Source organism: Sphingorhabdus sp. (assembly GCF_040079335.1).
Classification (GTDB): domain Bacteria; phylum Pseudomonadota; class Alphaproteobacteria; order Sphingomonadales; family Sphingomonadaceae; genus Sphingorhabdus_B.
The window spans coordinates 1-20,673 of the sequence record NZ_JBEBKL010000027.1 but is presented as its reverse complement, the minus strand read 5'-3'; the positions used below and the strand labels follow the sequence as shown (position 1 = coordinate 20,673).

Here is a 20,673-nt window from a genome sequence, read left to right as displayed (position 1 = left end):
GTTCACTCTTTCGCGACCAGCGCGCCGGCGCCGATCAGGGTCAGGACCGGCCCGATGGGGTCGGCTTCGTCCCCTTGTTCGCTGGCGACCACGAGAAGGTTACCGATGGTGGAGTGCTGCAGGCAATTTTGTGCAGCTTGCAGCGTCCGTTCGTCGATGGCGAGCAGCCGCACCTCGGCATCGGGACGGACGACAAGGATCGCAGCAGACTCCATTTCCCCTGTCAGATGCGTGAGTGGCGCTGCCAACGGCGCGCGCAGTGGGCAAATTCGAACCGAAGGATGAAGCGTAACGGCCAAGCTGAGCAGATCCGCTTCGGCCAATTTGCTGATAGCTTCCAAAGTCAGCGGCGATGCATCTGCGGCATGATAGCTTTCCAGCCATGCCCATTCGATTTTGGCGAGGTCGCAGATCGACGCATTAAGCCTCTCCCCTGAAGAGGAGGGGAGGCTGTAGCTCAAGTACATCGCGAAGTGGCGGCCTATATGCGCAAGGTCGCACGCCTTTGCTTCTGCCGTTTCGTCATATCCACGGCTCAGCGCATTGAACTGCGTCTCGCCGATGACGGCGCGGGTCAGCGGGAAACTCTGCTCTAGGGCGACAAGGCGCGCATGGCTGATCGTATTGGCATGTGCCTTTAGGCCAAGGATGATGCGCTCCGGTGATCCGATGAACAGCGTGGCATCAAGCGCGTCGGGCCCCTCGTTGATGGTCGCGACGAAGATGCGCTGGGCTTCAGACAGCGACGGCATCGAGGATCGCCTGCGCCTTGTGCGCTTCGGCCATGTAAGTGGCATAATCGGGAGTATTCGTATCCCATTCGATCAGCGTCGGCTTTGCACCGTTGGTCGATATAAAATCGAAATAGTGCATCCAGGCGGCGTTACCTACCGGACTGCCATGATCGTCAATGTAGAGCGGTCCGCTGTCGTGCATTTCGGTCGCATGGCCAGCGAGATGGATTTCGCCGACCCATTCGGGATCAATTTGCGATAGCCATTCCCTTGGATCTCCGTCCAGATTGCCGGTTGTGACCACGATATTGTTGATGTCGAGAAGCAGCCCGCAACTTGTTCGCAGGATCAATTGAGCGAAGAAATCCGTTTCGGACATCTCGTTGTCGGCATAGGCCAGATAGCAGGAGGGATTCTCGATCAGAATCTGGCGACCCAGCCGCTGCTGGACGCGGTCGACCTGTGCCACGAAGTGATCGAGTGCTTCCTTGGTGTAAGGGATGGGCAGCAGATCGGCATAGCGATCATGCGCGTTGCCGCTGAAACTCAGATGGTCGGAAACTATTGCAGGTTTGTAGCGTTCACATAGCGCAGCCAGACGATCTAGCTGGTCTTCGATCAACCCGTCTGCGGTTCCCAGCGATAAACCAACCGAATGGAAACTGATGGGATATTGCTCTGCAACGGCGGTCAGCCAGCGGTGCGGCGGACCGCCGTCACAGAAATAGTTTTGCGGATGGACCTCGACCCAGGCGGGGCGACCCGGTTGGGCTGCTGCGTCGAGGGCGTCTCCATAATGTTGCGGCTTCAACCCGATCCCGGCTTTAGGGGGGAGGGTTCCGGAAAATCCGGGTTGCGCCGTAAGATTGGCCGCGATGTCCATCCGCAGACTTTAGCGCAGATTTCAGCTTTGCGGAACCGGCTTGGCGTTGCCTTGCTTGGCAGAGAGCGAGCCGCCCATCTTCACGCAGCTGCCCTTTGCCACATATTTCCAGGCATTGCCCTGATAGTCGACAGTAGAGGTGCCAGCGCAGCTCGTGCCCGGGCCTGCGGCGCAATCGTTCGTGGCTTTCAGGGAAATACCGTAACAACGCTCTTTGTCGGGCTTTGCAGCAGCTGCAGGCGATGTGGCGATGGCAGCAGCAGCAGAGAGGGCAGCAGCAGCGGCTGCAATCTTTAATACAGAAACGGTCATAGGATCCTCCAGAAAGGAATGTGTGTTTCGGCCAGGGGGATGGTCCGGAAGCGCGACGCTATGCCCGCTTCACAACGAGGTTCGCTGGCGATGGTGCAATAGTTACAGCCTGACGAATTTTTTCTGGTTCGCCGCTTGACGTAGGCCGGATAATCCCTATCTCGCCTCCGTTAGCACTCAACATGTGTGAGTGCTAATAGTGATTCAGGCGTATGGGGAGTGCGCATTTCTGCCTCTCTTCTGCGTCATCAACCCAAAAAAGGAAGGCATGGCATGAAATTTCGTCCGTTGCATGACCGCGTCCTCGTCCGTCGTGTCGAGGCAGAAGCAAAAACCGCTGGCGGGATCATCATCCCTGACAGCGCCCAAGAAAAGCCGCAAGAAGGCGAAATCGTCGCCGCTGGCGAAGGCGCATATAACGAAGATGGCGAGCGCATTAAGCTCGACGTCAAAGTTGGCGACAAAATTCTGTTCGGCAAATGGTCGGGCACCGAAGTCAAGATCGACGGTGAAGACCTACTGATCATGAAGGAATCGGACATTTTGGGGATTGTTGGCTGACGCCAACGGGCTCGGAATCGTTGGCTGAGCATCAGCCGCATAGGGGGTGGGCTTGCCCTCTACTTTCTGAAGAATCCGCCATTTTTTGAAGGAATATAGACATGGCTGCAAAAGACGTAAAATTCGGCCGCGACGCGCGTGAGCGCATCCTGCGCGGCGTTGATATCCTCGCCGACGCGGTGAAGGTAACTTTGGGCCCAAAGGGCCGTAACGTTGTCATCGACAAAAGCTTTGGCGCACCGCGCATCACCAAGGACGGCGTCACCGTCGCCAAGGAAATCGAACTGAAAGACAAGTTCGAAAATATGGGCGCGCAAATGATCCGCGAAGTTGCCTCAAAGGCAAATGACGCGGCAGGCGACGGCACCACCACTGCAACTGTATTGGCGCAAGCCATCGTTCGTGAAGGCATGACCTCGGTTGCTGCTGGAATGAACCCGATGGACCTGAAACGCGGTATCGATCTGGCGGTAAACGCCGTTATCGCTGATCTGCAAAAACGCTCAAAGCCTGTTGCTGACTCGTCTGAAATCGCACAGGTCGGCACCATCTCTGCCAATGGCGAAGTTGAAATCGGTGAAATGATTTCGAAAGCCATGGACAAGGTCGGCAAAGAAGGCGTTATCACCGTTGAGGAAGCGAAAGGCCGCGAAAGCGAGCTGGACGTTGTTGAAGGTATGCAGTTTGACCGCGGTTATCTGTCGCCTTACTTCATCACCAACACCGAAAAAATGTCGGTCGAGTTGGACAACCCGTATATCCTGATCCACGAGAAAAAGCTGTCTTCGCTGCAAGCGATGTTGCCGATTTTGGAAGCGGTTGTGCAATCGGGCCGTCCGCTGCTGATCATCGCAGAAGATATCGAAGGCGAAGCTTTGGCAACGCTGGTCGTTAACAAGCTGCGCGGTGGATTGAAGATTGCGGCTGTTAAGGCTCCTGGCTTTGGCGACCGTCGTAAAGCGATGCTCGAAGATATCGCGATCCTGACCGCTGGTGAAATGGTCAGCGAAGATCTGGGCATCAAGCTTGAAACCGTCACTTTGGGTATGCTCGGCCAAGCCAAGCGCGTTTCGATCGACAAAGACAACACCGTCATCGTTGATGGTGCCGGCGATGCCGCTGCGATCAAGGGCCGCGTCGAAGCGATCCGTTCGCAGATCGAAACAACCACATCCGATTATGACAAAGAAAAGCTGCAAGAACGTCTGGCGAAACTCGCTGGCGGTGTTGCCGTTATCAAAGTCGGTGGTTCGACCGAAGTTGAAGTGAAAGAACGCAAGGACCGCGTTGACGACGCACTGCACGCAACCCGCGCAGCTGTCGAAGAAGGCATCGTGCCCGGCGGCGGTACTGCGCTTCTTTATGCGACCAAGGCTTTGGAAGGCCTGAAGGGCATCAACGACGACCAGACCCGTGGTATCGACATCGTGCGCAAGGCGATCATGGCACCTATCCGTCAAATCGCTCAGAATGCCGGTTTTGACGGTGCCGTTGTTTCGGGCAATCTGCTGCGCGAAAATGACGAGACACAGGGTTTCAACGCATCGACCGATGTGTATGAAAATCTGGTTGCCGCTGGCGTTATCGATCCGACCAAGGTTGTCCGCACTGCATTGCAAGACGCGGCATCGGTTGCGGGTCTGCTGATCACCACTGAAGCAGCGATCTCTGACGCTCCGGAAGACAAGGCCGGTGGCGGCATGGGCGGAATGCCCGGCGGCATGGGCGGCATGGGCGGCATGGACTTTTAAGTCCTGCCGTTCAGTTCAGACCAAATTTAAGGTGGCCGGAGAGGAAGCTCTCCGGCCCTTTTTCTTGGAATTTCGAGTTTCAGCCCCTACATCGCGTGCGATGGCAAAACGCATCACAGTCTTGGCAACGATATGCGCAACAATGATTGCGGTGCATATCGTGAACCTCGGTATAGGTGGGGCGCTTCTGTCATTCGGCATTGATCCTCGTGATCTCGACAGCATATATACGATTTTCACCGCGCCGTGGCTGCATGCCGATTTCGCCCACCTCTTCGGCAATCTGGCTTCTTTTGTCGTGCTGGCGGCGATTTGCCTGCTCAACGGAATTCGTTATTTCCTGAAGGCAAGCATGCTGATCATACTGATCACAGGCGCGCTGGTTTGGGCGTTTGCGCGCGACAATATCCACATTGGCGCGAGCGGTTGGATATTCGGGTTATGGAGCCTTGTAATCGCGCTTGCCTGGTTCGACCGCAGCTGGCGGAACATAGCTATCAGCCTGGCTGTGACATTCTTCTACGGCAGCATGGCCTTTGGCGTGTTGCCGACCGATGGCTATATTTCCTTTGAATCGCATCTGTTCGGCGCGCTGTCGGGCGTGATTGCGGCTGCGATTTTGTCGAAAGAGCCGAGGCAGGTTGCTGTGCCTTCCAAGGCTGGCGAACTGAAATTCTGGTCCTGATTACATGTCCCGGCTGATCCTGTTCAACAAGCCCTACGGCGTGCTGTCGCAATTCACAGATCGTGGCAGCGAAGGTGCACGGGCGACATTGTCGGACCATATCAAGCTACCCGGCGTTTATCCGGCTGGCAGGCTTGATCGCGATAGCGAGGGGCTTTTGCTCCTGACCGATGACGGGCGACTGCAAGCGCAGATATCCGATCCCAAATTCAAACTGCCCAAAACCTATCTGGTGCAAGTCGAAGGCGAAATTGATGAGGGTGCCTTAAAGCGGCTGCGCCTAGGCGTGACTTTGAAAGATGGCCTAACCTTGCCGGCGGAGGCCAAACGTATCGACGAGCCGCAGTTGTGGCCGCGCGATCCGCCAGTCCGGTTCCGCAAATCCGTGCCCGATTGCTGGATCAGCCTTACAATTCGCGAAGGCCGCAATCGTCAGGTGCGGCGAATGACCGCAGCGGTCGGATTTCCGACGTTGCGCTTAGTTCGTTGGTCGATTGGCGACTGGTCAGTCGAGGGCTTGGCGCCCGGTGAGTGGCGCGAAATCGTCGTTTAGTTTTCAGCCGTCGAGCGCATAGCCGACCGAACGGATCGTGCGGATCGGATCTTCCATATTGGGCATCTCAATCGCGCTGCGAAGGCGACGGATATGGACGTCAACGGTGCGCAGTTCGATGTCGCTATCATGCCCCCAAACTGCATCGAGCAGCTGGCTGCGCGACTGCGCGCGACCTGGCCTTTCCATGAAATGGCGCAGCAGGCGAAATTCTGTGGGGCCAAGCGCGATTTGCGTGCCGCCGCGTCGCACGCGGACCGCTACGGGGTCAAGCTCCAGATCGCCGACCACCAAAGTGCTGCCGGTAACGGCGGGGCGAGTGCGCCGCAGCACGGCCTCTACCCGCGCGCGCAATTCACGCGGCGAGAAGGGTTTGGTGACATAGTCGTCGGCACCGGTTTCCAGCCCGCGAATGCGATCTTCTTCCTCACCACGTGCGGTGAGCATGATGATCGGAATGGCCGCTGTTTCCTTGCCCTTGCGCAATCGACGGCATACCTCGATGCCCGGCAACTGTTCGATCATCCAGTCAAGAATGATGATGTCGGGTACGAACTCCTGCGCAACCAGAAGGGCTTCTTCGCCATCTGCGGTTTGCTGCACCGAAAAGCCGGCACTTTCGAACGTCCATGACAGAAGTTCAGCAAGAGCTGGCTCATCCTCGACGATGAGGATCTTTGGGGTCATTCGTCATCCTCGACACGGACGGCACCGCTGCGATCGGTGAAATAGCGCCCGGTCGCTGCATAATAGACCATTTCGGCAACGTTAGTCGCATGGTCGCCAATGCGTTCCAGATTGCGTGCAATGAACAGCAGGTGGGCAGCGGTGCTGATCGTCGCTGGGTTTTCCATCATATGTGAAACTAGGTTGCGGAACAGGCTGTTATAGAAATTGTCGAGTTTCTCGTCGCGGGCGATAACTTCGACTGCGAGATGCGAATCGCGGGCGGCATAGGCGTTCAAAACATCGCGCACCATGCCCTGGGCGATATCTGCCATCGCCGGGATCAGCGTCAGCGGTTCGATTGAGCCTTTCACGGTGACATCCCCGACACGCTTGGCGATGTTCTTGGCATAGTCGCCGATGCGTTCGACCACGCCCGAAATCTTGAGCGCGGCGATCACGTCGCGCAAATCGTCGGCCATTGGAGCGCGGAGCGCGATGATGCGGATCGCGAGCTGGTCGACTTCGGCTTCAAGCGCGTCGAGCTTCGCGTCGGATGCAACGACCAGCTTTGCTTTTGCCTCATCGCGGTTGACGAGCGCGTCGATGGCGTCGGCAATGGCGACTTCAGCCAAGCCACCCATTTCGGCGATCAGGCCGCGCAACTTGCTGATGTCTTCGTCGAATGCTTTGACGGTATGGTTTTCTGCCATGTCGGGTCCTTATCCGTAACGACCGGTGATATAGTCTTTGGTGCGTTCTTCGCGCGGGTTGGTGAAGATGGTCGACGTTTCGCCATATTCGACCATCGAGCCTAGATGGAAAAAGGCGGTGCGTTGCGAAACGCGTGCGGCCTGTTGCATCGAATGGGTAACAATGACGATGGCGTAGCGGCCCTTCAGATCGTCGATCAGTTCTTCGATACGCGCGGTGGCAATCGGATCGAGCGCCGAGCAAGGCTCATCCATCAGGATCACTTCGGGGCTGACGGCGATGGCGCGCGCAATGCAAAGCCTTTGTTGCTGGCCGCCGGATAATGCCGTGCCCGCATCAGTCAGGCGATCTTTGACTTCGTCCCACAATCCTGCGCGACGCAGAGATTTTTCGACGATTGCGTCCATATCGGCTTTGGTGGCCGCGAGTCCGTGGATGCGCGGGCCGTAAGCGACATTCTCGTAGATCGACTTGGGGAAAGGATTGGGTTTCTGGAACACCATGCCGACGCGCGCGCGCAACTGCACGACGTCCATACCACTCGAATAGATATCCTCACCATCGAGCTTGATCTCGCCATCGATCCGGCATCCGGCGATAGTGTCATTCATGCGGTTGAGAGTCCGCAAAAAGGTCGATTTGCCACACCCAGACGGGCCAATAAAGGCCGTCACATGCTCGGTTGCGATATCGATCGAGACATTGTTGATTGCCTGCTTGTCGCCGTAAAATACATTCACGTCGCGCGCAGAAATTTTGAGGGTCGAATTTTCTGACATATGTTTACCAGCGGGTCTCGAACTTGTTGCGGAGATAGATGGCGACGCCGTTCATGGCGATCAGCACGAACAATAGCACAATAATCGCAGCCGACGTGTTTTGCACAAAGCCTTGATCGACTTCATCCGACCACAGGAAAATCTGCATCGGCAGTACCGAAGACGGATCGGAGACGCCGCCAGGTGGCGTCGACACAAACGCACGCATGCCGATCATAAGCAGCGGCGCGGTTTCTCCCAGAGCGCGCGCCATGCCGATGATGGTTCCGGTCAGGATACCGGGCAGCGCCAGAGGCAAGACATGGTGGAACACCGTCTGCACCTTGCTAGCCCCAACTGCGAGGGCTGCATCGCGGATCGACGGAGGCACGGCTTTAATGGCATTGCGCCCAGAAATAACGATGACCGGCATAGTCATCAGCGCCAAAGTCATCCCGCCGACAAGTGGTGAAGATCGCGGCAGGTGCAGGAACTGGATGAAGACGGCGAGGCCGAGCAAGCCGAATATGATCGAAGGGACCGCCGCCAGATTGTTGATCGAAACTTCGATCCAATCGACCCAGCGCGAGCGCGGCGCAAATTCCTCAAGATAAATAGCGGCAAGCACGCCCATCGGGAAAGCGAGCGCCAGCGTCACCAGCATCGTCAAAATCGATCCTTTGACCGCACTCCATACACCTGCAGTCGAAGGGTCAGTGGAATCCGATCCCGAAAGGAAGGACCAGTCGAGCCCGGATATGCCGTTTTTCAGCATCGTGAACAGCAACACTGCAAGGAACAGCATCGACAGGACGATAGCGGCGAGGCCGAGCAGTTTGAAACGGCGTTCGGCAGCGTAGCGCTTGTTGAGGCGTGCGGTTGCTTCGGGGGATTGCCAGTTACTCATAAGCCTCCCGGAAACGCTTCACGACGCGCAGCGCGATAATGTTAAGAATCAGCGTCACGATGAACAGAACGAGACCGAGCGCAAAGGCTGACAGCGTGGTCGGATGGTCGAAACTGCCTTCACCGGTCAGCAAAGCTGCGATCTGATAGGTCACTGTGGTCATGCGTTCGAATGGGTTGGCGGACAGATTGGCCGAGGCCCCAGCGGCCATATAGACGATCATGGTTTCGCCAATCGCACGACTGATTGCCAGCATGACGCCTGCGACGATGCCAGGTAGCGCAGCGGGGATCAGAACCTTTTTGATCGTTTCCGATGTGGTAGCACCCATAGCCAGCGAGCCGTCGCGCATTGCTTGCGGTACTGCAGCGATGCTGTCGTCGGCCATCGATGAAACAAATGGGATGATCATCACCCCCATCACGAGTCCGGCGGCGAGCGCACTTTCGGTCGATGCGTTGGTGATGCCGATGGCATTCGCTAGGTCGCGGATGATCGGTGCGGCGGTTAGCGCGGCAAAATAGCCGTAAACTACCGTCGGAATTCCAGCGAGGATTTCGAGCATAGGCTTCAATATTCTGCGGGCGCGTGGCGACGCATATTGCGTCAGATAAATCGCGCTCATAAGCCCAAAGGGGATAGCGACGATCATTGCGATGACAGCGCCGATGAAGAATGTGCCCCAGAACAGCGGGACGGCGCCCAGATCATTGCCCATGTCCGACGATGCCGACGCCATTGTGTCGGGGGTCCAGTTGGTTCCAAACAGGAAGTCGATAGGGTTGACCATTGAGAAGAAGCGCGCCGATTCAAAAATCAGCGATGCGATGATGCCGACTGTGGTGACGATCGCGACGAACGAGGCCAGAAGCAATGCGCCAAGCACGATGCGCTCAATGCGCGAGCGTGCGGGAAAGCCTGCCTTGATCCGCGTATAGCCAAAGGCGAGTCCTGACAGTGCCACGATCAACGTGATTGCCGCACCAATCCAGCCGAATTTGGCTTGGGCAGCTGCAATGGCCGGTGCGAGTTGCTGGGCAATCGTGTCAGAGGCAAATGCATTGGGATTATTTGCCAGCGCAAAAGCCTCGTTCAACACCGTGTTGCGTTCAAATTCGAAAGCCGGAAGCTGAGCTGCAGCTGGATCGGCGAGGATCGCGCCATGCACGAGGCCAGGCGAAATCAGCGACCATATCCATGCTGCCAGTAGTGCAGGAACTATGGTCCAAATCGCCGCGTACAGTCCATAATGTCCCGGCAAGGCGAGTTTCAGCTTACCAGCAACCGGCGCAAAGTGCGCTGAGCGCGCGCGTGAAATGGCCCAGGCGATTACGCCCAGGCCAAATACACAAATCAAAACAAAGGATATCGGCATTGCCCCCAGCTTTCCGGCTTATTTAAGGCCGCTGGCATCCATCAATGTCATTTTCGAGACAATGTCCGCATTTTTTGTGCGAACATCTTCAGGAGCTACAACCATGCCCTTGGTTTTCAGATAGCCGTCCATGCCCCATGCTTTGGCAAATTCGCTGAGGAATGGCGTGACCGACTTGATCGCTTTCACATGCGCCGCCTTGACATACAGGTAGAGCGGGCGAGCACCGGGATAGGAGAAATCGGCAACGCTTTCGTAGGTCGGCATCACGCCGGACATCGGGATACCCTTGATTTTCGTCATATTTTCTTCGAGAAAGGAGAAACCGAAAATGCCGATGGCTTTCGGGTTGGCGGCAATCTTCTGCACGATCAGATTGTCGTTTTCACCCTGTTCGACATAGGCACCATCGGTGCGCACTTTGGTGCACAGATCCTTATGCTTGTCCTTGTCGCTGTCCTTCAGCGCCTTCATCGCTGGATCGGTTTCACAGCCTTTGGTCAGGATCAACTCAGCAAGCGCATCGCGGGTCCCCGAGGTTGACGGCGGGCCGTAAACAACGATGGGGATCGCAGGAAGGGCTGGGTTAACGTCGCTCCAGTTCTTGGCAGCTTGGGGCCTGCCGAAAGGATTGGCAGCCAGTGCCTTGTAAACGTCTTCGGGAGTGAGCTTCATTTCAGGGCCCTTGTTGGCCTCCGCAAACGCGATGCCGTCAAGACCGACTTGGACTTCGATGATGTCCTTCACGCCGTTTTTGACGCAATCGTCAAATTCTGACTTCTTCATGCGGCGTGAAGCCATTTCAATATCGGGATGCTGGGCACCGACGCCGCCGCAGAACAGTTTCATGCCTGCGCCCGTACCGGTCGATTCGATGACCGGAGACTTCATGTCAGGATTGGCCTTCGCGGTTGCTTCCGAAACTGCGGTTGCGAACGGATAGACGGTCGAAGAGCCGACAACGCGCAGGAAGTCGCGGTTTTCGCCACCACCCGAGCCGCTTCCGCCGCATGCCGAAACTATAAGTGCAGTGGCCGATGCCAGTGCGATGAGACCCCATTTACGCATAATATAAACCCTTCAGTTTTATGACTGACCCGCCAAATGCGACAATCATGTTACGGTTTTGAGACTCAATCCGATTTATCCTGTGGAAGCATGATCGTTGCGGTAGTGCCTTCGCCTTGGCGACTGCTGACATCGAAACGGCCGCGATGCCGCTCGACCACATGCTTGACGATGGCAAGGCCCAATCCAGTGCCGCCTGCGGCGCGGCTGCGCCCTGTATCGGCTCGGTAAAATCGCTCGGTGAGGCGAGGCAGATGTTCGGGGGCTATGCCTTCGCCGTGATCGGTGATCGACAGAGTCAGCCAGCCCCGCTCGCTCGCTTCAAGTTGAACCTTGGTGCCCTTTTCCGATCCGCCATATTTTTCGGCGTTGTCGACAAGGTTGCGGAAGGCCTGCGCTAGTTGGGCGTGGTCGCCGGTAACATATGCCTGATCGGTATTAGAGATGAAGCTGACCTCGACGTCGCGGGGGCGTTCGCCAATGACCTCACGGCAAAGGCTAACCATGTCAACGCGGTCCGATGGGGCTTCGTGGCGGATTGCCTCAATGCGGGAAAGCGACATCAGGTCGGACACCAGCGATTGCATTCGCGTTGCCTCGCGCTTGATAATATCCAAGAATCTCTGACGGGTAGCTGGGTCTTCACCAGCTTTTACATCGGATAGAGTTTCAACGTAGCCCAAAATGGCCGTCAGCGGCGTTCGCAACTCATGGCTGGCGTTAGCCACGAAATCAGCGTGCGCGCGCGCGACACTGACCTGAACGGATTGGTCTTGCAGCGAAATGAGGCGACTATTGTCCGAAAGCGGACTGCACACTATTTCCCAAACGCTACCACGAACTGAAAGGCCCGTGATTTTGGCTCGTCCGCCATCGGGCGACTTGACCAGCTTGAGCGCCTCTGGATCACGTAGCGCAATTCGAATGTCCTGCCCCTCTATATGGCTGCCGAGCAACGCCTTGGCCGCTTCATTGGCAAAACTCACCCTGTCTCCATGAACCAGTAAGATCGGAATTTCGATCAGGGACAGCAGCTGTTTCGCATATTCGGCCATGGCAACACTTTAGCAAAAGGGGCAACTTCCTCAATCGGGAAGTGGCAACAAGGGGGACTGGATCGGTTGGGAGGGAAAACTGAACTTAATTATATGCATTTGATCGTTACGGTTTAACGACGAAATCGTTACAACAATATGACACCGCAAGAGGGCGATTCGCGCCCCGGAATTTTCAGCGTTCAGGGGGAAATATGTTCGCTTGGTTTCAAAAGCTATTGCCGCGCACCGGCAATTTTTTCGAACAGTTCGAAGCACATGGCAAAACGATTGTTGCCAGTTCGGAAGCGCTGGCCAAACTCGTCCGTGGCGGGCCCGAAATTGCAGTTCATATCAAGACCATCGAGGATGAAGAGCATAAGGCCGATGATATCATCCGCGATGTGCTGCAGGACGTCCGGCGTATATTCCTGACGCCCTTTGATCGCGGAGCTATTACTGCCCTGATCGGAGTCATGGATGACGCGGTTGACCAGATGCAGCAGACAGCTGGTGCTGTCGAACTATATGACGTAACCACTTTCACGCCCGAAATGGTCGGTATGGCAGATATCATCGTTGAGGCATCGGCAATCATTGATCAAGCACTCCCACTGTTGCGCGATGTAACGGCGAATGCCAAGCCGCTGCACGAAATGACCGCCCGTCTGGTCAGGTTGGAAGGCGATGCCGACAAGCTGAATTTTGCTGGGTTGCGCAAGGCTTTCATGGAGCATGGCAAAACCGACCCCACGCAATTCGTCGTGGTCAACGAAATTTACCGCCACCTCGAAAAGGTGTGTGACAAATTTGAAGATGTCGCAAACCAGATTGACGGCATCGTCATCGATCACGCCTGAGCCGGGAGGCCAAAATGGAAATCGCCTTTCCGCTACTCGTCGGCCTGGTCATACTCGCGCTACTGTTTGATTTTCTGAACGGACTGCACGACGCCGCCAATTCGATTGCGACGATTGTCTCGACAAAGCTTCTGAAGCCGTTTCATGCGGTGATGTTTGCGGCTTTCTTCAACTTCGCGGCTTATTTTCTGACCCTGTATTTTCCTTGGCTGCACAAGGTTGCTGATACGATCGGCAAGGGACTCATCGACAAAGATCTGGTCACGCCCGCCGTTGTTTTCGGCGCGCTGTGCGGCGCTATGTTCTGGAACATACTCACTTGGATCAAAGGCATTCCGTCCTCGTCATCGCATGCGCTAGTCGGCGGGCTGATAGGTTCGGGCGTCGCGGCAAATGGCTTTGGCGCGGTGCAATGGGCGGGCCTCAACAAAACCGTTATCTTCATTTTCCTGTCGCCGACTTTGGGCATGATATTGGCTATGCTGGTCATGCTCGTCAGTTCATGGGCACTGCGCAACGCAACCGCCAGCAAGGCCGAAGGCGGGATGAAGGTGATGCACATCATGTCGTCTGCGGCCTATTCGCTCAGCCACGGGTTGAACGATGCTCAAAAAACAATGGGTATCATAGCAGTGCTGCTGTATTCGACCGGCTACATGCAGGGCGAGTTTCATGTGCCGCACTGGGTGGCAATCAGTTGCTATATTGCGATCGGCCTCGGCACCGCCTGTGGCGGCTGGAAGATCATCGAGACAATGGGAACAAAGATCACCAAATTGTCGCAGCATCAGGGCTTCAGCGCCTCGCTGGGCGGTTCGATCATGCTGTTCGGTGCTTCGGCAATGGGCATTCCGGTATCGACAACGCATACTATCACCGGAGCCGTTATCGGTGCGGGTACGGCACGCAGGGCGTCGGCAGTGCGGTGGGGCGTTGCGAGCAACCTGCTGACAGCGTGGGTATTGACCGTGCCTGCGTCTGCGGCTGTTGGCGCGAGCTTCTATTGGCTCACGAGACTGTTCTGAGCCGAATCAGGCCAGCACAAAACGCCGGATAATTGAATCCATCACAGCCTGATTCATAAGGTTTACAAAGGCACAACCGACGGCGCGTCCGTTGTTCCAGATAAGTTGCGATTCAATCGGTGAAAGGCCGGGCAGTGCCAACCAGCAGCGTGCGCCTGCGGGCATCCCGGTCAACGCCTCGCACTGGAAGCCTGCAATCGAAAGATCGGTCACGACGACAGCAAATCCGGTATTTCCCGATTGCCGAAGCATGGCCGGGATGCGCAGTTTGATGCGTGGTGCACAGCGATCTTCCAGCGCTGCCTGGTCGTAGCGTAGCGAAGTCGGGTCTGCAGTTTCCGATATGCTCATGGCGTGATTCCTGCCTTTGGAAATGCCATGCTGCGCCTGTAAGGTTAATCTGTTGCCGCAAATCTTAGTTAAGATGCACTTAATCAAACATCGGCTTGAAATCGGGTAATTTTAATCGCCCCGCCGCCAGCTTGAAATTCCCCGCAACTGCTGCCATATGCGCCACGGGAGTCGGATGGGCGCTGTCGTCGCCAACTCGGTCAGATCCTGACGGAAGCAGCCGTAACGATTTTTCGGCGGGTCATCCGGCTCCTATTTCACACATTCACGCAGACACCCAGTTACCATGAAAGCCCGGCGGGATGCGGTGGGGTATGTGCACGATTGCTACAGGCGCGCCTTCAAAATCCTGCGCGTTCAGGACGACAAGGTCGGTCGTTTCCTCAGCTATGTTGACAACATAACCCATAAGCCAGCCATCATCCTCGGCAGCGCCACCCTTTCGCGGGACGAAGACGAATTCGCCCGGGATGTGGCCTGTGCCGAAATCGTGCACCTGTTTCCCCCCGGCCTCCAGATCATGCTTGAACAGTTTCGACTGGTTGGGAGAGGCTGCATCGAAACCGTCGGGCAGCGACATCGTATAGGCATAGCGATAGGGCTTGCCGATCCGGTTTTCGTTGGGCCGGGGGAATTCTTGTGATTCTTCATCGATGACCTGTCGCGCGACCTGTTTTGCGACGGGATCAATGGTCCAACGTTCGAAGGGGACGCGGGTGGAATCGGGGCCGGTTGCGTCGGGGCGGAACATTTGGTCGTGTGCGCAGACGTCGAGGATGACCTTGCCGTCGTCGGTTTCATAGCCGTTGCAAGGGTGGAAGACATAGCAGGGCTCGACATCGCACCAGATTGTGTCCTCGCCTTTGCCTTTCCGAGACAACAGACCTACGCGCGGTTTGTGATCGGGGTTCCAGCGATAGGGGAAGGGGTGGCCTGAAATCAGGGCTTTCATCGAGAATGTGCAGGGCAGATCGAGGATGATCACGTAATTTTTCGTTATCATACAATCATGTATCATCGGGCCCTGGGCTACGCTGATGGGTTCCTCACGGACAACTTTGCCACCGGCATCGACGACGACATGCCAGATCGTGTCGGCAACATCGCCCTTGTAGCAGATGGCGTGCATCTCACCGCTATCAGGGTCGAGATGCGGGTGGGCGGAGAAGGAATAATGCAGCGTGCCACCAAAGGGGTCGTGCGCGATCGTGTTGAGTTCCTCGTCAATGCGCACGGGGAAGCCGCCCGCCTCGACAATCGCCCATGTCTGGCCTGCGTGGCCGAGGACGTTGGTGTTGACGGTGTCGAAGCGTTCGGCGCGCGGGCCGGGGGCAGGGGGTTCACCCAAGGCCGAGCTGACGGCGTTCGATCGGATCCAGCGGTTACGATACCACAATGCCTTGCCACCTTGCAGCCTTACGCCATGCACCATGCCGTCACCCATGAACCAGTGATAGGCGGCGGGGTTGGGGTTGATCGGGTTAGGGCCAATGCGAATGTAGCGTCCGTCGAGTTCGGCAGGGATCGTACCGGTGACACGCAAATCATCGAGCGACAGTTCGGCGTCCATCGGCGCGTGAATGCCGGATAGATAAGGATGCGCCGCAGGTGCCTTGCGGTGTTCGCGATTAAATTCGGCGACCTTCATCACACCTTTGGTGACGGCTCCACGAATGAGGGTTTCGACTGCGCTGGCCATATCTGGTCTCCTCTGACTTGCCATTCGACTCGGCAATGTTTACAGCGATAACATGAGTGTCAATGATAACAGTGTCAACATCAAAAATGACAAGCGCGGCTACCATCATGGCGACCTGCGCGCGTCGCTGGTTGCGGAGGGCTTGAAACTTCTGGCAAAAAACGAAGCCGAACATCTCTCGCTGCGAGAGGTTGCCCGCAATGTCGGGGTTAGCGCGACGGCGGTGTATCGCCACTTTCCGGACAAGGCTGCATTATTGATGGCATTGTGTCTGGAGGGCGACCAGATGCTTGCCGAAGCGCAACGCACAGCGAAGGTAGAAGCGGGTGGAGGCCAAGCGGGATTTGATGCGACGGGTAAAGCCTATGTCCGTTTTGCGCTCGCTAATCCGTCGCTTTTCAGGCTGATGATGTCGCGGTTCCATGCGCTATATGGCTCCAATCTTGACGAAACTCCCAGCGATGGCCTGCAAATGCTGCTGGACAATGTCGCTGCCCTGCTTTTTGACGGCGCGACCAGCGAAGAAAAGCGCGTGCTGGCTGTGCGATCCTGGGCGATCGTTCATGGCCTGTCGATGATGATGCTTGACGGCATTTTGCCCCAAGATGATGCTTTGATCGACAAAGTGATTGCAGGTCCTGACCCTGCAGCAAAGACAATGCCATAATGTGATTAGATGTCTTGACGCTCACATCATGCTGTGATTTATAGCAGCAGCCAAGTGCTTTTCGAAGCGTGATTCTCACGGGAATGTGAAATGTCGACACAATTGATCGAAAAACTCCGCCACCTAGTCACCGAAGGTGGGCTGTCGCGCTCGGGCCTCGCCCGCGCCGCTGGCCTTCATGCCAATACACTGCGCGATCTTGATGCGCCGGATTGGAACCCGACGGCGGAGACGCTGCGCAAACTCGAAAGCTACCTCTTTTCCAATGACGACACGCCCGCATTGGTGCCGATCGAGGAAATCATCGAAGAAGCGCGCAATGGCCGCATGTATATCTTGGTCGATGATGAGGATCGCGAAAATGAAGGCGACCTGATCATCCCCGCGCAGATGGCGACGCCGGATGCGATCAATTTCATGGCGACGCATGGCCGCGGCCTGATCTGTCTGGCGATGACCAAGTCGCGCTGCAACCAGCTCGGCCTAGCGCCAATGGCGAGCGAGAACCGCGAAAGCATGGAAACCGCCTTTACCGTCTCGATCGAGGCGAAAGAGGGCGTTACCACCGGCATCAGTGCAGCTGACAGGGCGCGCACCATTTCGGTCGCGGTCGACGCTTCAAAGGGGCCTGCGGATATTGTGTCGCCGGGACATGTATTCCCGCTGACCGCGCGCGACGGCGGCGTGCTGGTGCGGGCTGGCCATACTGAGGCGGCGGTCGATATCAGCCGTCTGGCAGGACTCAATCCCTCCGGCGTCATTTGCGAGATCATGAAGGACGATGGCACCATGGCGCGCATGGACGATCTTGTCGCTTTCGCCCGCATGCACAAGCTGAAGATGGGCACGATCCGCGACCTGATCGAATATCGTATGCGCAATGACCATCTGGTCGAAAAAGCAAGCGAGAGCGCCTTCCAGTCCGACTATGGCGGCGACTGGCGCGCGATGACCTATCGCAACAAGATCGACGGCAGCACCAATGTCGTCCTGCAAAAAGGCAAGGTGCTGCCCGATGAACCGACGCTGGTGCGCATGCACGCCATTTCGATCTTCGATGATGTCCTTGGACGCTCGGGTCCGCGCAAGCGCACGCTGCAGCGCTGCATGACCGAAATCGGCAGGGAAGGGCGCGGGCTTATCGTCGTGCTGATGCCCAGCGGCCCGCAGAGCCTGCAGCACGAAGTTGGTGGAACCACAGACGGTAGCGAGCTGCGCGTCTATGGCATCGGCGCGCAAATCCTTGCCGATTTGGGCGTGCACGATATGACGCTGCTCACCAATTCGCACCGCACCGTTGTCGGCCTTGAAGGCTATGGCATCCACGTCGTCGGCGAACGCCCCATTCCGGAGTAAGGAAGAGGGCTTCGTGGAGAGTAATATGACTGAGGCGCGACCACCGAAATATACTCTCATCGAAAGGGAACGACGCTGGCTTGTTGATCAAAATCAGCGCCCGGATATTGGCGATCTTGATTATGTTCTGATTGAAGACCGTTATATCACAGGCACCAGGATACGCTTGCGCCGCATGACCGACAGCAAAACCGGCCAATCGACGCTTAAGCTGACCAAAAAATATGAGTGTTCCGATCCCTTGGCTCGACCGATTGTCACCGCCTATCTGACAGAGCAGGAATTTGAGGTATTTGCAAAACTGGACGCACGTTCACTCGCTAAAAAGCGCTACAGTATTGCAGGATTTAGCGTTGATCAATTCGATGGTGCGCTGGATGGACTTGAACTAGTAGAAATCGAACGGTCCGACGATCAGATATTGCGAGATTTACATCCACCCGTCTGGGCTGCAGCAGAAGTTAGCAACGACCTTCGCTATCAAGGCGGCACCCTTGTAATTCACGGCATTCCAAAGGACTAAAAATGGCAAAATTCCTGATTGTTGAAGCGCGTTTCTACGACCATTTGAACGACATGCTCGTTGCAGGTGCGAGCGCTGCGCTAAAAGCCGCGGGGCACGAGGTCGAGGTGATTACCGTTCCCGGTGCGCTCGAAATTCCCGGCGCCATCGCGCTTGCCGACCAGAGCGACTTGTATGACGGTTTCGTCGCCATCGGCGTCGTTATTCGCGGCGAGACCTATCATTTCGAAATCGTGGCGGGCGAAAGCGCGCGTGGCATCATGGCATTGACCATGGATGGTGTCGCCATTGGCAACGGCATCCTGACGGTTGAGAATGAAGAGCAGGCACTTGTCCGCGCTGATCCCGGCCAAAAGGACAAGGGCGGGGAGGCCGCGAAGGCGGCAATAGCCATGCTGGAATTGCGCAACCGCTTTGCGTAATAAAGTTGCGCATTCCCTTGGCTCAATTCGGCGTTATAACGCTTGAATGACAGCACCGGTTTTATCGACAACTTATAATCCCGAAGACCCAGCCACGCAGGCCCGCGCGGCGCATAATCGCGCCTTAGCGGACGAATTGCGCGCCAAGGTGGCGCAGGCCGCGCTGGGCGGGCCGGAGCAGCATCGCGAGCGCCATGTGGCGCGCGGTAAGCTGTTGCCGCGTGACCGCGTTGAACGGCTGCTTGATCCCGGCGCGCCTTTCCTTGAAATCGGCCAGCTGGTTGCCAATGGCATGTATGAAGGCGATGTGCATGGCGCGAGCCTGATTACCGGCATTGGCCGCGTTTCGGGCCGCGAATGCATGATCGTTTGCAATGATGCCACGGTGAAGGGCGGGACTTATTATCCGCTGACGGTGAAGAAGCATCTGCGCGCGCAGGAAATCGCGATGGAGAACCGGCTGCCGTGCATCTACCTCGTCGACAGCGGCGGGGCGAACTTGCCGCACCAGGCAGAGGTCTTTCCTGACCGCGAGCATTTCGGTCGCATCTTCTTCAACCAGGCGAACATGTCCGCCAAGGCGATCCCGCAAATCGCCTGTGTGATGGGTAGTTGCACCGCGGGTGGCGCCTATGTGCCTGCCATGTCGGACGAAACGGTGATCGTGAAGAAGCAGGGCACGATCTTCCTCGCTGGCCCGCCGTTGGTGAAGGCGGCAACGGGGGAAGAAATCAGCGCCGAGGATCTCGGCGGCGGAGACTTGCACGCCAAGAAATCGGGCGTGGTCGATCATCTGGCCGAGAATGACGAACATGCGCTGACTATCGTGCGCGATATCGTCAGCCATCTGGGCGCGAACGAAGGCTTCAAGGTCGAAAAACGCGAAGCGCGCCCACCCAAATATGATCCGCAGGAACTCTACGGCATCATCCCCGAAGACGTCCGCGCCCCCTATGACGTACATGAGGTGATCGCGCGGCTGGTCGACGGCAGCGAGTTTCACGAGTTCAAGGCGCTCTATGGCAGCACGCTTGTTTGCGGCTTTGCGCATATCTGGGGGATGCCGGTCGCGATCCTCGCCAATAACGGCGTGCTATTCAGCGAGAGCGCGCAAAAGGGTGCGCACTTCATCGAGTTGGCGCAGCAGCGCAAAATCCCGCTGCTGTTCCTGCAGAACATTTCCGGCTTCATGGTCGGCGGCAAATATGAGGCAGAAGGGATCGCCAAGCATGGCGCAAAGCTCGTCACCGCCGTCGCCACCGCGACCGTGCCCAAGATCACCGTGCTGATCGGCGGCAGCTTTGGCGCGGGCAATTATGGCATGTGCGGGCGTGCCTATTCGCCCCGCTTCCTCTTCAGCTGGCCCAATGCACGCATCAGCGTGATGGGCGGCGAACAGGCGGCATCGGTGCTGGCAACCGTGCACCGCGACGCCGCGAATTGGAGCCCCGAACAGGCCGAAGACTTCAAGGCCCCGATCCGCCAGAAATATGAGGATGAGGGGAATCCTTACTATGCCACCGCACGATTGTGGGACGACGGAATTGTTGACCCGGCGCAGACAAGGGATGTGCTGGGGCTGGCGCTGGCGGCGACGATGAATGCGCCGGTTGAGGAGCGGGGCTTTGGGGTGTTTCGGATGTGAGGGGGAACGATGAATTTGTTTATTAAACTGTTCGAAGACAGTAAGTTCCTTCGCGCTTTAGCGCGATTTATAGCAATTGTTGGAGCTGTTTGGGCTATTGCGGTTTTTATTGATAATATAAAGG

At 56.8% G+C, this 20,673-nt stretch carries 23 protein-coding genes and 1 other RNA gene; 12 read left to right on the top strand and 12 right to left on the bottom strand.

The genetic code is table 11. The features are described 5' to 3' along the window. Positions 1–2: 2 nt before the first annotated feature. Genes ABL922_RS08975 through ABL922_RS08965 form a run of 3 tightly spaced genes read right to left on the bottom strand, consistent with a single transcriptional unit; the run spans position 3 to position 1,929 of the window. A complete protein-coding gene (locus ABL922_RS08975; protein WP_349023875.1) occupies positions 3–752 on the bottom strand; it encodes a putative DNA-binding domain-containing protein in 750 nt (249 codons plus the stop codon). Next, positions 736–1,617, bottom strand: coding sequence for a DUF692 domain-containing protein (locus ABL922_RS08970; RefSeq protein ID WP_349023874.1), 882 nt, complete (start codon positions 1,615–1,617; stop codon positions 736–738). The genes ABL922_RS08975 and ABL922_RS08970 overlap by 17 nt, the downstream gene beginning before the upstream one ends. Before the next feature lie 21 nt (positions 1,618–1,638). Beyond that, positions 1,639–1,929: a DUF2282 domain-containing protein gene (locus ABL922_RS08965; protein WP_349023873.1), complete on the bottom strand. Its 291-nt coding sequence runs from the start codon at positions 1,927–1,929 to the stop codon at positions 1,639–1,641. 273 nt (positions 1,930–2,202) lie between these two features. Here ABL922_RS08965 and groES point away from each other — a divergent pair, with 273 nt between their 5' ends. The 4 genes from groES to ABL922_RS08945 all read left to right on the top strand — a co-directional run bounded on the left by groES (position 2,203) and on the right by ABL922_RS08945 (position 5,479). After that, positions 2,203–2,490, top strand: a complete 288-nt coding sequence (gene groES / locus ABL922_RS08960) for a co-chaperone GroES (protein WP_115549222.1) — start codon at positions 2,203–2,205, stop codon at positions 2,488–2,490. A gap of 101 nt (positions 2,491–2,591) precedes the next feature. After that, positions 2,592–4,241: a chaperonin GroEL gene (groL, locus tag ABL922_RS08955; RefSeq protein ID WP_349023872.1), complete on the top strand. Its 1,650-nt coding sequence runs from the start codon at positions 2,592–2,594 to the stop codon at positions 4,239–4,241. A 100-nt stretch (positions 4,242–4,341) separates the two neighbouring features. Continuing rightward, a complete protein-coding gene (locus tag ABL922_RS08950; protein WP_349023871.1) occupies positions 4,342–4,926 on the top strand; it encodes a rhomboid family intramembrane serine protease in 585 nt (194 codons plus the stop codon). Between the two features lie 4 nt (positions 4,927–4,930). Further along, complete coding sequence (locus ABL922_RS08945) at positions 4,931–5,479, top strand: rRNA large subunit pseudouridine synthase E (RefSeq protein WP_349023870.1); 549 nt, start codon at positions 4,931–4,933, stop codon at positions 5,477–5,479. Between the two features lie 3 nt (positions 5,480–5,482). On the opposite strand, the gene phoB is transcribed toward ABL922_RS08945, so the two are convergent. The 7 genes from phoB to ABL922_RS08910 form a co-directional block, all read right to left on the bottom strand. After that, positions 5,483–6,166 (bottom strand): phosphate regulon transcriptional regulator PhoB, encoded by a 684-nt coding sequence (phoB, locus tag ABL922_RS08940; RefSeq protein ID WP_349023869.1) that lies wholly within the window; start codon positions 6,164–6,166, stop codon positions 5,483–5,485. Then, positions 6,163–6,858 (bottom strand): phosphate signaling complex protein PhoU, encoded by a 696-nt coding sequence (gene phoU / locus ABL922_RS08935; protein ID WP_349023868.1) that lies wholly within the window; start codon positions 6,856–6,858, stop codon positions 6,163–6,165. Before phoU ends, phoB begins: the two co-directional genes overlap by 4 nt. Positions 6,859–6,867: 9 nt before the next feature. Beyond that, complete coding sequence (gene pstB, locus ABL922_RS08930; RefSeq protein WP_349023867.1) at positions 6,868–7,638, bottom strand: phosphate ABC transporter ATP-binding protein PstB; 771 nt, start codon at positions 7,636–7,638, stop codon at positions 6,868–6,870. 4 nt (positions 7,639–7,642) lie between these two features. Next, the gene (gene pstA, locus ABL922_RS08925) at positions 7,643–8,524 is read right to left on the bottom strand and encodes a phosphate ABC transporter permease PstA (RefSeq protein WP_349023866.1); all 882 of its coding nucleotides are present in this window, start codon (positions 8,522–8,524) and stop codon (positions 7,643–7,645) included. Further along, a complete protein-coding gene (gene pstC / locus ABL922_RS08920; protein WP_349023865.1) occupies positions 8,517–9,899 on the bottom strand; it encodes a phosphate ABC transporter permease subunit PstC in 1,383 nt (460 codons plus the stop codon). The genes pstA and pstC overlap by 8 nt, the downstream gene beginning before the upstream one ends. An 18-nt stretch (positions 9,900–9,917) precedes the next feature. Then, positions 9,918–10,967 carry a substrate-binding domain-containing protein gene (locus ABL922_RS08915; protein ID WP_349023864.1) on the bottom strand — a complete coding sequence of 350 codons (1,050 nt, stop codon included), beginning with the start codon at positions 10,965–10,967 and terminating at the stop codon, positions 9,918–9,920. 65 nt (positions 10,968–11,032) lie between these two features. Beyond that, the gene (locus ABL922_RS08910; RefSeq protein WP_349023863.1) at positions 11,033–12,022 is read right to left on the bottom strand and encodes an ATP-binding protein; all 990 of its coding nucleotides are present in this window, start codon (positions 12,020–12,022) and stop codon (positions 11,033–11,035) included. Positions 12,023–12,216: 194 nt separating this feature from the next. On the opposite strand from ABL922_RS08910, the gene ABL922_RS08905 reads away from it, so the two are divergent. After that, a complete protein-coding gene (locus ABL922_RS08905; protein WP_349023862.1) occupies positions 12,217–12,861 on the top strand; it encodes a DUF47 family protein in 645 nt (214 codons plus the stop codon). A gap of 14 nt (positions 12,862–12,875) precedes the next feature. Next, positions 12,876–13,886, top strand: coding sequence for an inorganic phosphate transporter (locus tag ABL922_RS08900; protein WP_349023861.1), 1,011 nt, complete (start codon positions 12,876–12,878; stop codon positions 13,884–13,886). A gap of 6 nt (positions 13,887–13,892) precedes the next feature. On the opposite strand, the gene ABL922_RS08895 is transcribed toward ABL922_RS08900, so the two are convergent. After that, positions 13,893–14,237, bottom strand: a complete 345-nt coding sequence (locus tag ABL922_RS08895; protein ID WP_349023860.1) for a PilZ domain-containing protein — start codon at positions 14,235–14,237, stop codon at positions 13,893–13,895. Positions 14,238–14,401: 164 nt separating this feature from the next. Between ABL922_RS08895 and ffs the strand changes: the two genes are divergently transcribed. Further along, positions 14,402–14,496, top strand: an RNA gene (gene ffs, locus ABL922_RS08890) — signal recognition particle sRNA small type. A gap of 6 nt (positions 14,497–14,502) precedes the next feature. Here ffs and ABL922_RS08885 read toward each other — a convergent pair. Next, positions 14,503–15,936 (bottom strand): carotenoid oxygenase family protein, encoded by a 1,434-nt coding sequence (locus tag ABL922_RS08885; RefSeq protein WP_349023859.1) that lies wholly within the window; start codon positions 15,934–15,936, stop codon positions 14,503–14,505. A gap of 52 nt (positions 15,937–15,988) precedes the next feature. Here ABL922_RS08885 and ABL922_RS08880 point away from each other — a divergent pair, with 52 nt between their 5' ends. From ABL922_RS08880 to ABL922_RS08860, 5 genes are all read left to right on the top strand, one after another. After that, on the top strand, positions 15,989–16,603 hold the full coding sequence (locus tag ABL922_RS08880) for a TetR/AcrR family transcriptional regulator (protein ID WP_349023858.1): 615 nt from the start codon (positions 15,989–15,991) through the stop codon (positions 16,601–16,603). A 90-nt stretch (positions 16,604–16,693) separates the two neighbouring features. Continuing rightward, positions 16,694–17,959, top strand: coding sequence for a 3,4-dihydroxy-2-butanone-4-phosphate synthase (ribB, locus tag ABL922_RS08875; protein WP_349023857.1), 1,266 nt, complete (start codon positions 16,694–16,696; stop codon positions 17,957–17,959). 25 nt (positions 17,960–17,984) lie between these two features. Continuing rightward, a complete protein-coding gene (locus ABL922_RS08870) occupies positions 17,985–18,482 on the top strand; it encodes a hypothetical protein (protein WP_349023856.1) in 498 nt (165 codons plus the stop codon). Positions 18,483–18,484: 2 nt separating this feature from the next. Beyond that, positions 18,485–18,904: a 6,7-dimethyl-8-ribityllumazine synthase gene (gene ribH, locus ABL922_RS08865; protein ID WP_349023855.1), complete on the top strand. Its 420-nt coding sequence runs from the start codon at positions 18,485–18,487 to the stop codon at positions 18,902–18,904. Between the two features lie 46 nt (positions 18,905–18,950). Continuing rightward, positions 18,951–20,549 carry a carboxyl transferase domain-containing protein gene (locus tag ABL922_RS08860; RefSeq protein ID WP_349023854.1) on the top strand — a complete coding sequence of 533 codons (1,599 nt, stop codon included), beginning with the start codon at positions 18,951–18,953 and terminating at the stop codon, positions 20,547–20,549. The last annotated feature ends 124 nt before the right edge of the window (positions 20,550–20,673 follow it).

Bases quoted from the DNA above. Each gene is read 5' to 3' on its own strand.
- ABL922_RS08975 (WP_349023875.1), bottom strand. From the start codon at position 752: ATGCCGTCGCTGTCTGAAGCCCAGCGCATCTTCGTCGCGACCATCAAC.
- ABL922_RS08970 (WP_349023874.1), bottom strand. From the start codon at position 1,617: ATGGACATCGCGGCCAATCTTACGGCGCAACCCGGATTTTCCGGAACC.
- ABL922_RS08965 (WP_349023873.1), bottom strand. From the start codon at position 1,929: ATGACCGTTTCTGTATTAAAGATTGCAGCCGCTGCTGCTGCCCTCTCT.
- groES (WP_115549222.1), top strand. From the start codon at position 2,203: ATGAAATTTCGTCCGTTGCATGACCGCGTCCTCGTCCGTCGTGTCGAG.
- groL (WP_349023872.1), top strand. From the start codon at position 2,592: ATGGCTGCAAAAGACGTAAAATTCGGCCGCGACGCGCGTGAGCGCATC.
- ABL922_RS08950 (WP_349023871.1), top strand. From the start codon at position 4,342: ATGGCAAAACGCATCACAGTCTTGGCAACGATATGCGCAACAATGATT.
- ABL922_RS08945 (WP_349023870.1), top strand. From the start codon at position 4,931: ATGTCCCGGCTGATCCTGTTCAACAAGCCCTACGGCGTGCTGTCGCAA.
- phoB (WP_349023869.1), bottom strand. From the start codon at position 6,166: ATGACCCCAAAGATCCTCATCGTCGAGGATGAGCCAGCTCTTGCTGAA.
- phoU (WP_349023868.1), bottom strand. From the start codon at position 6,858: ATGGCAGAAAACCATACCGTCAAAGCATTCGACGAAGACATCAGCAAG.
- pstB (WP_349023867.1), bottom strand. From the start codon at position 7,638: ATGTCAGAAAATTCGACCCTCAAAATTTCTGCGCGCGACGTGAATGTA.
- pstA (WP_349023866.1), bottom strand. From the start codon at position 8,524: ATGAGTAACTGGCAATCCCCCGAAGCAACCGCACGCCTCAACAAGCGC.
- pstC (WP_349023865.1), bottom strand. From the start codon at position 9,899: ATGCCGATATCCTTTGTTTTGATTTGTGTATTTGGCCTGGGCGTAATC.
- ABL922_RS08915 (WP_349023864.1), bottom strand. From the start codon at position 10,967: ATGCGTAAATGGGGTCTCATCGCACTGGCATCGGCCACTGCACTTATA.
- ABL922_RS08910 (WP_349023863.1), bottom strand. From the start codon at position 12,022: ATGGCCGAATATGCGAAACAGCTGCTGTCCCTGATCGAAATTCCGATC.
- ABL922_RS08905 (WP_349023862.1), top strand. From the start codon at position 12,217: ATGTTCGCTTGGTTTCAAAAGCTATTGCCGCGCACCGGCAATTTTTTC.
- ABL922_RS08900 (WP_349023861.1), top strand. From the start codon at position 12,876: ATGGAAATCGCCTTTCCGCTACTCGTCGGCCTGGTCATACTCGCGCTA.
- ABL922_RS08895 (WP_349023860.1), bottom strand. From the start codon at position 14,237: ATGAGCATATCGGAAACTGCAGACCCGACTTCGCTACGCTACGACCAG.
- ABL922_RS08885 (WP_349023859.1), bottom strand. From the start codon at position 15,936: ATGGCCAGCGCAGTCGAAACCCTCATTCGTGGAGCCGTCACCAAAGGT.
- ABL922_RS08880 (WP_349023858.1), top strand. From the start codon at position 15,989: ATGAGTGTCAATGATAACAGTGTCAACATCAAAAATGACAAGCGCGGC.
- ribB (WP_349023857.1), top strand. From the start codon at position 16,694: ATGTCGACACAATTGATCGAAAAACTCCGCCACCTAGTCACCGAAGGT.
- ABL922_RS08870 (WP_349023856.1), top strand. From the start codon at position 17,985: ATGACTGAGGCGCGACCACCGAAATATACTCTCATCGAAAGGGAACGA.
- ribH (WP_349023855.1), top strand. From the start codon at position 18,485: ATGGCAAAATTCCTGATTGTTGAAGCGCGTTTCTACGACCATTTGAAC.
- ABL922_RS08860 (WP_349023854.1), top strand. From the start codon at position 18,951: ATGACAGCACCGGTTTTATCGACAACTTATAATCCCGAAGACCCAGCC.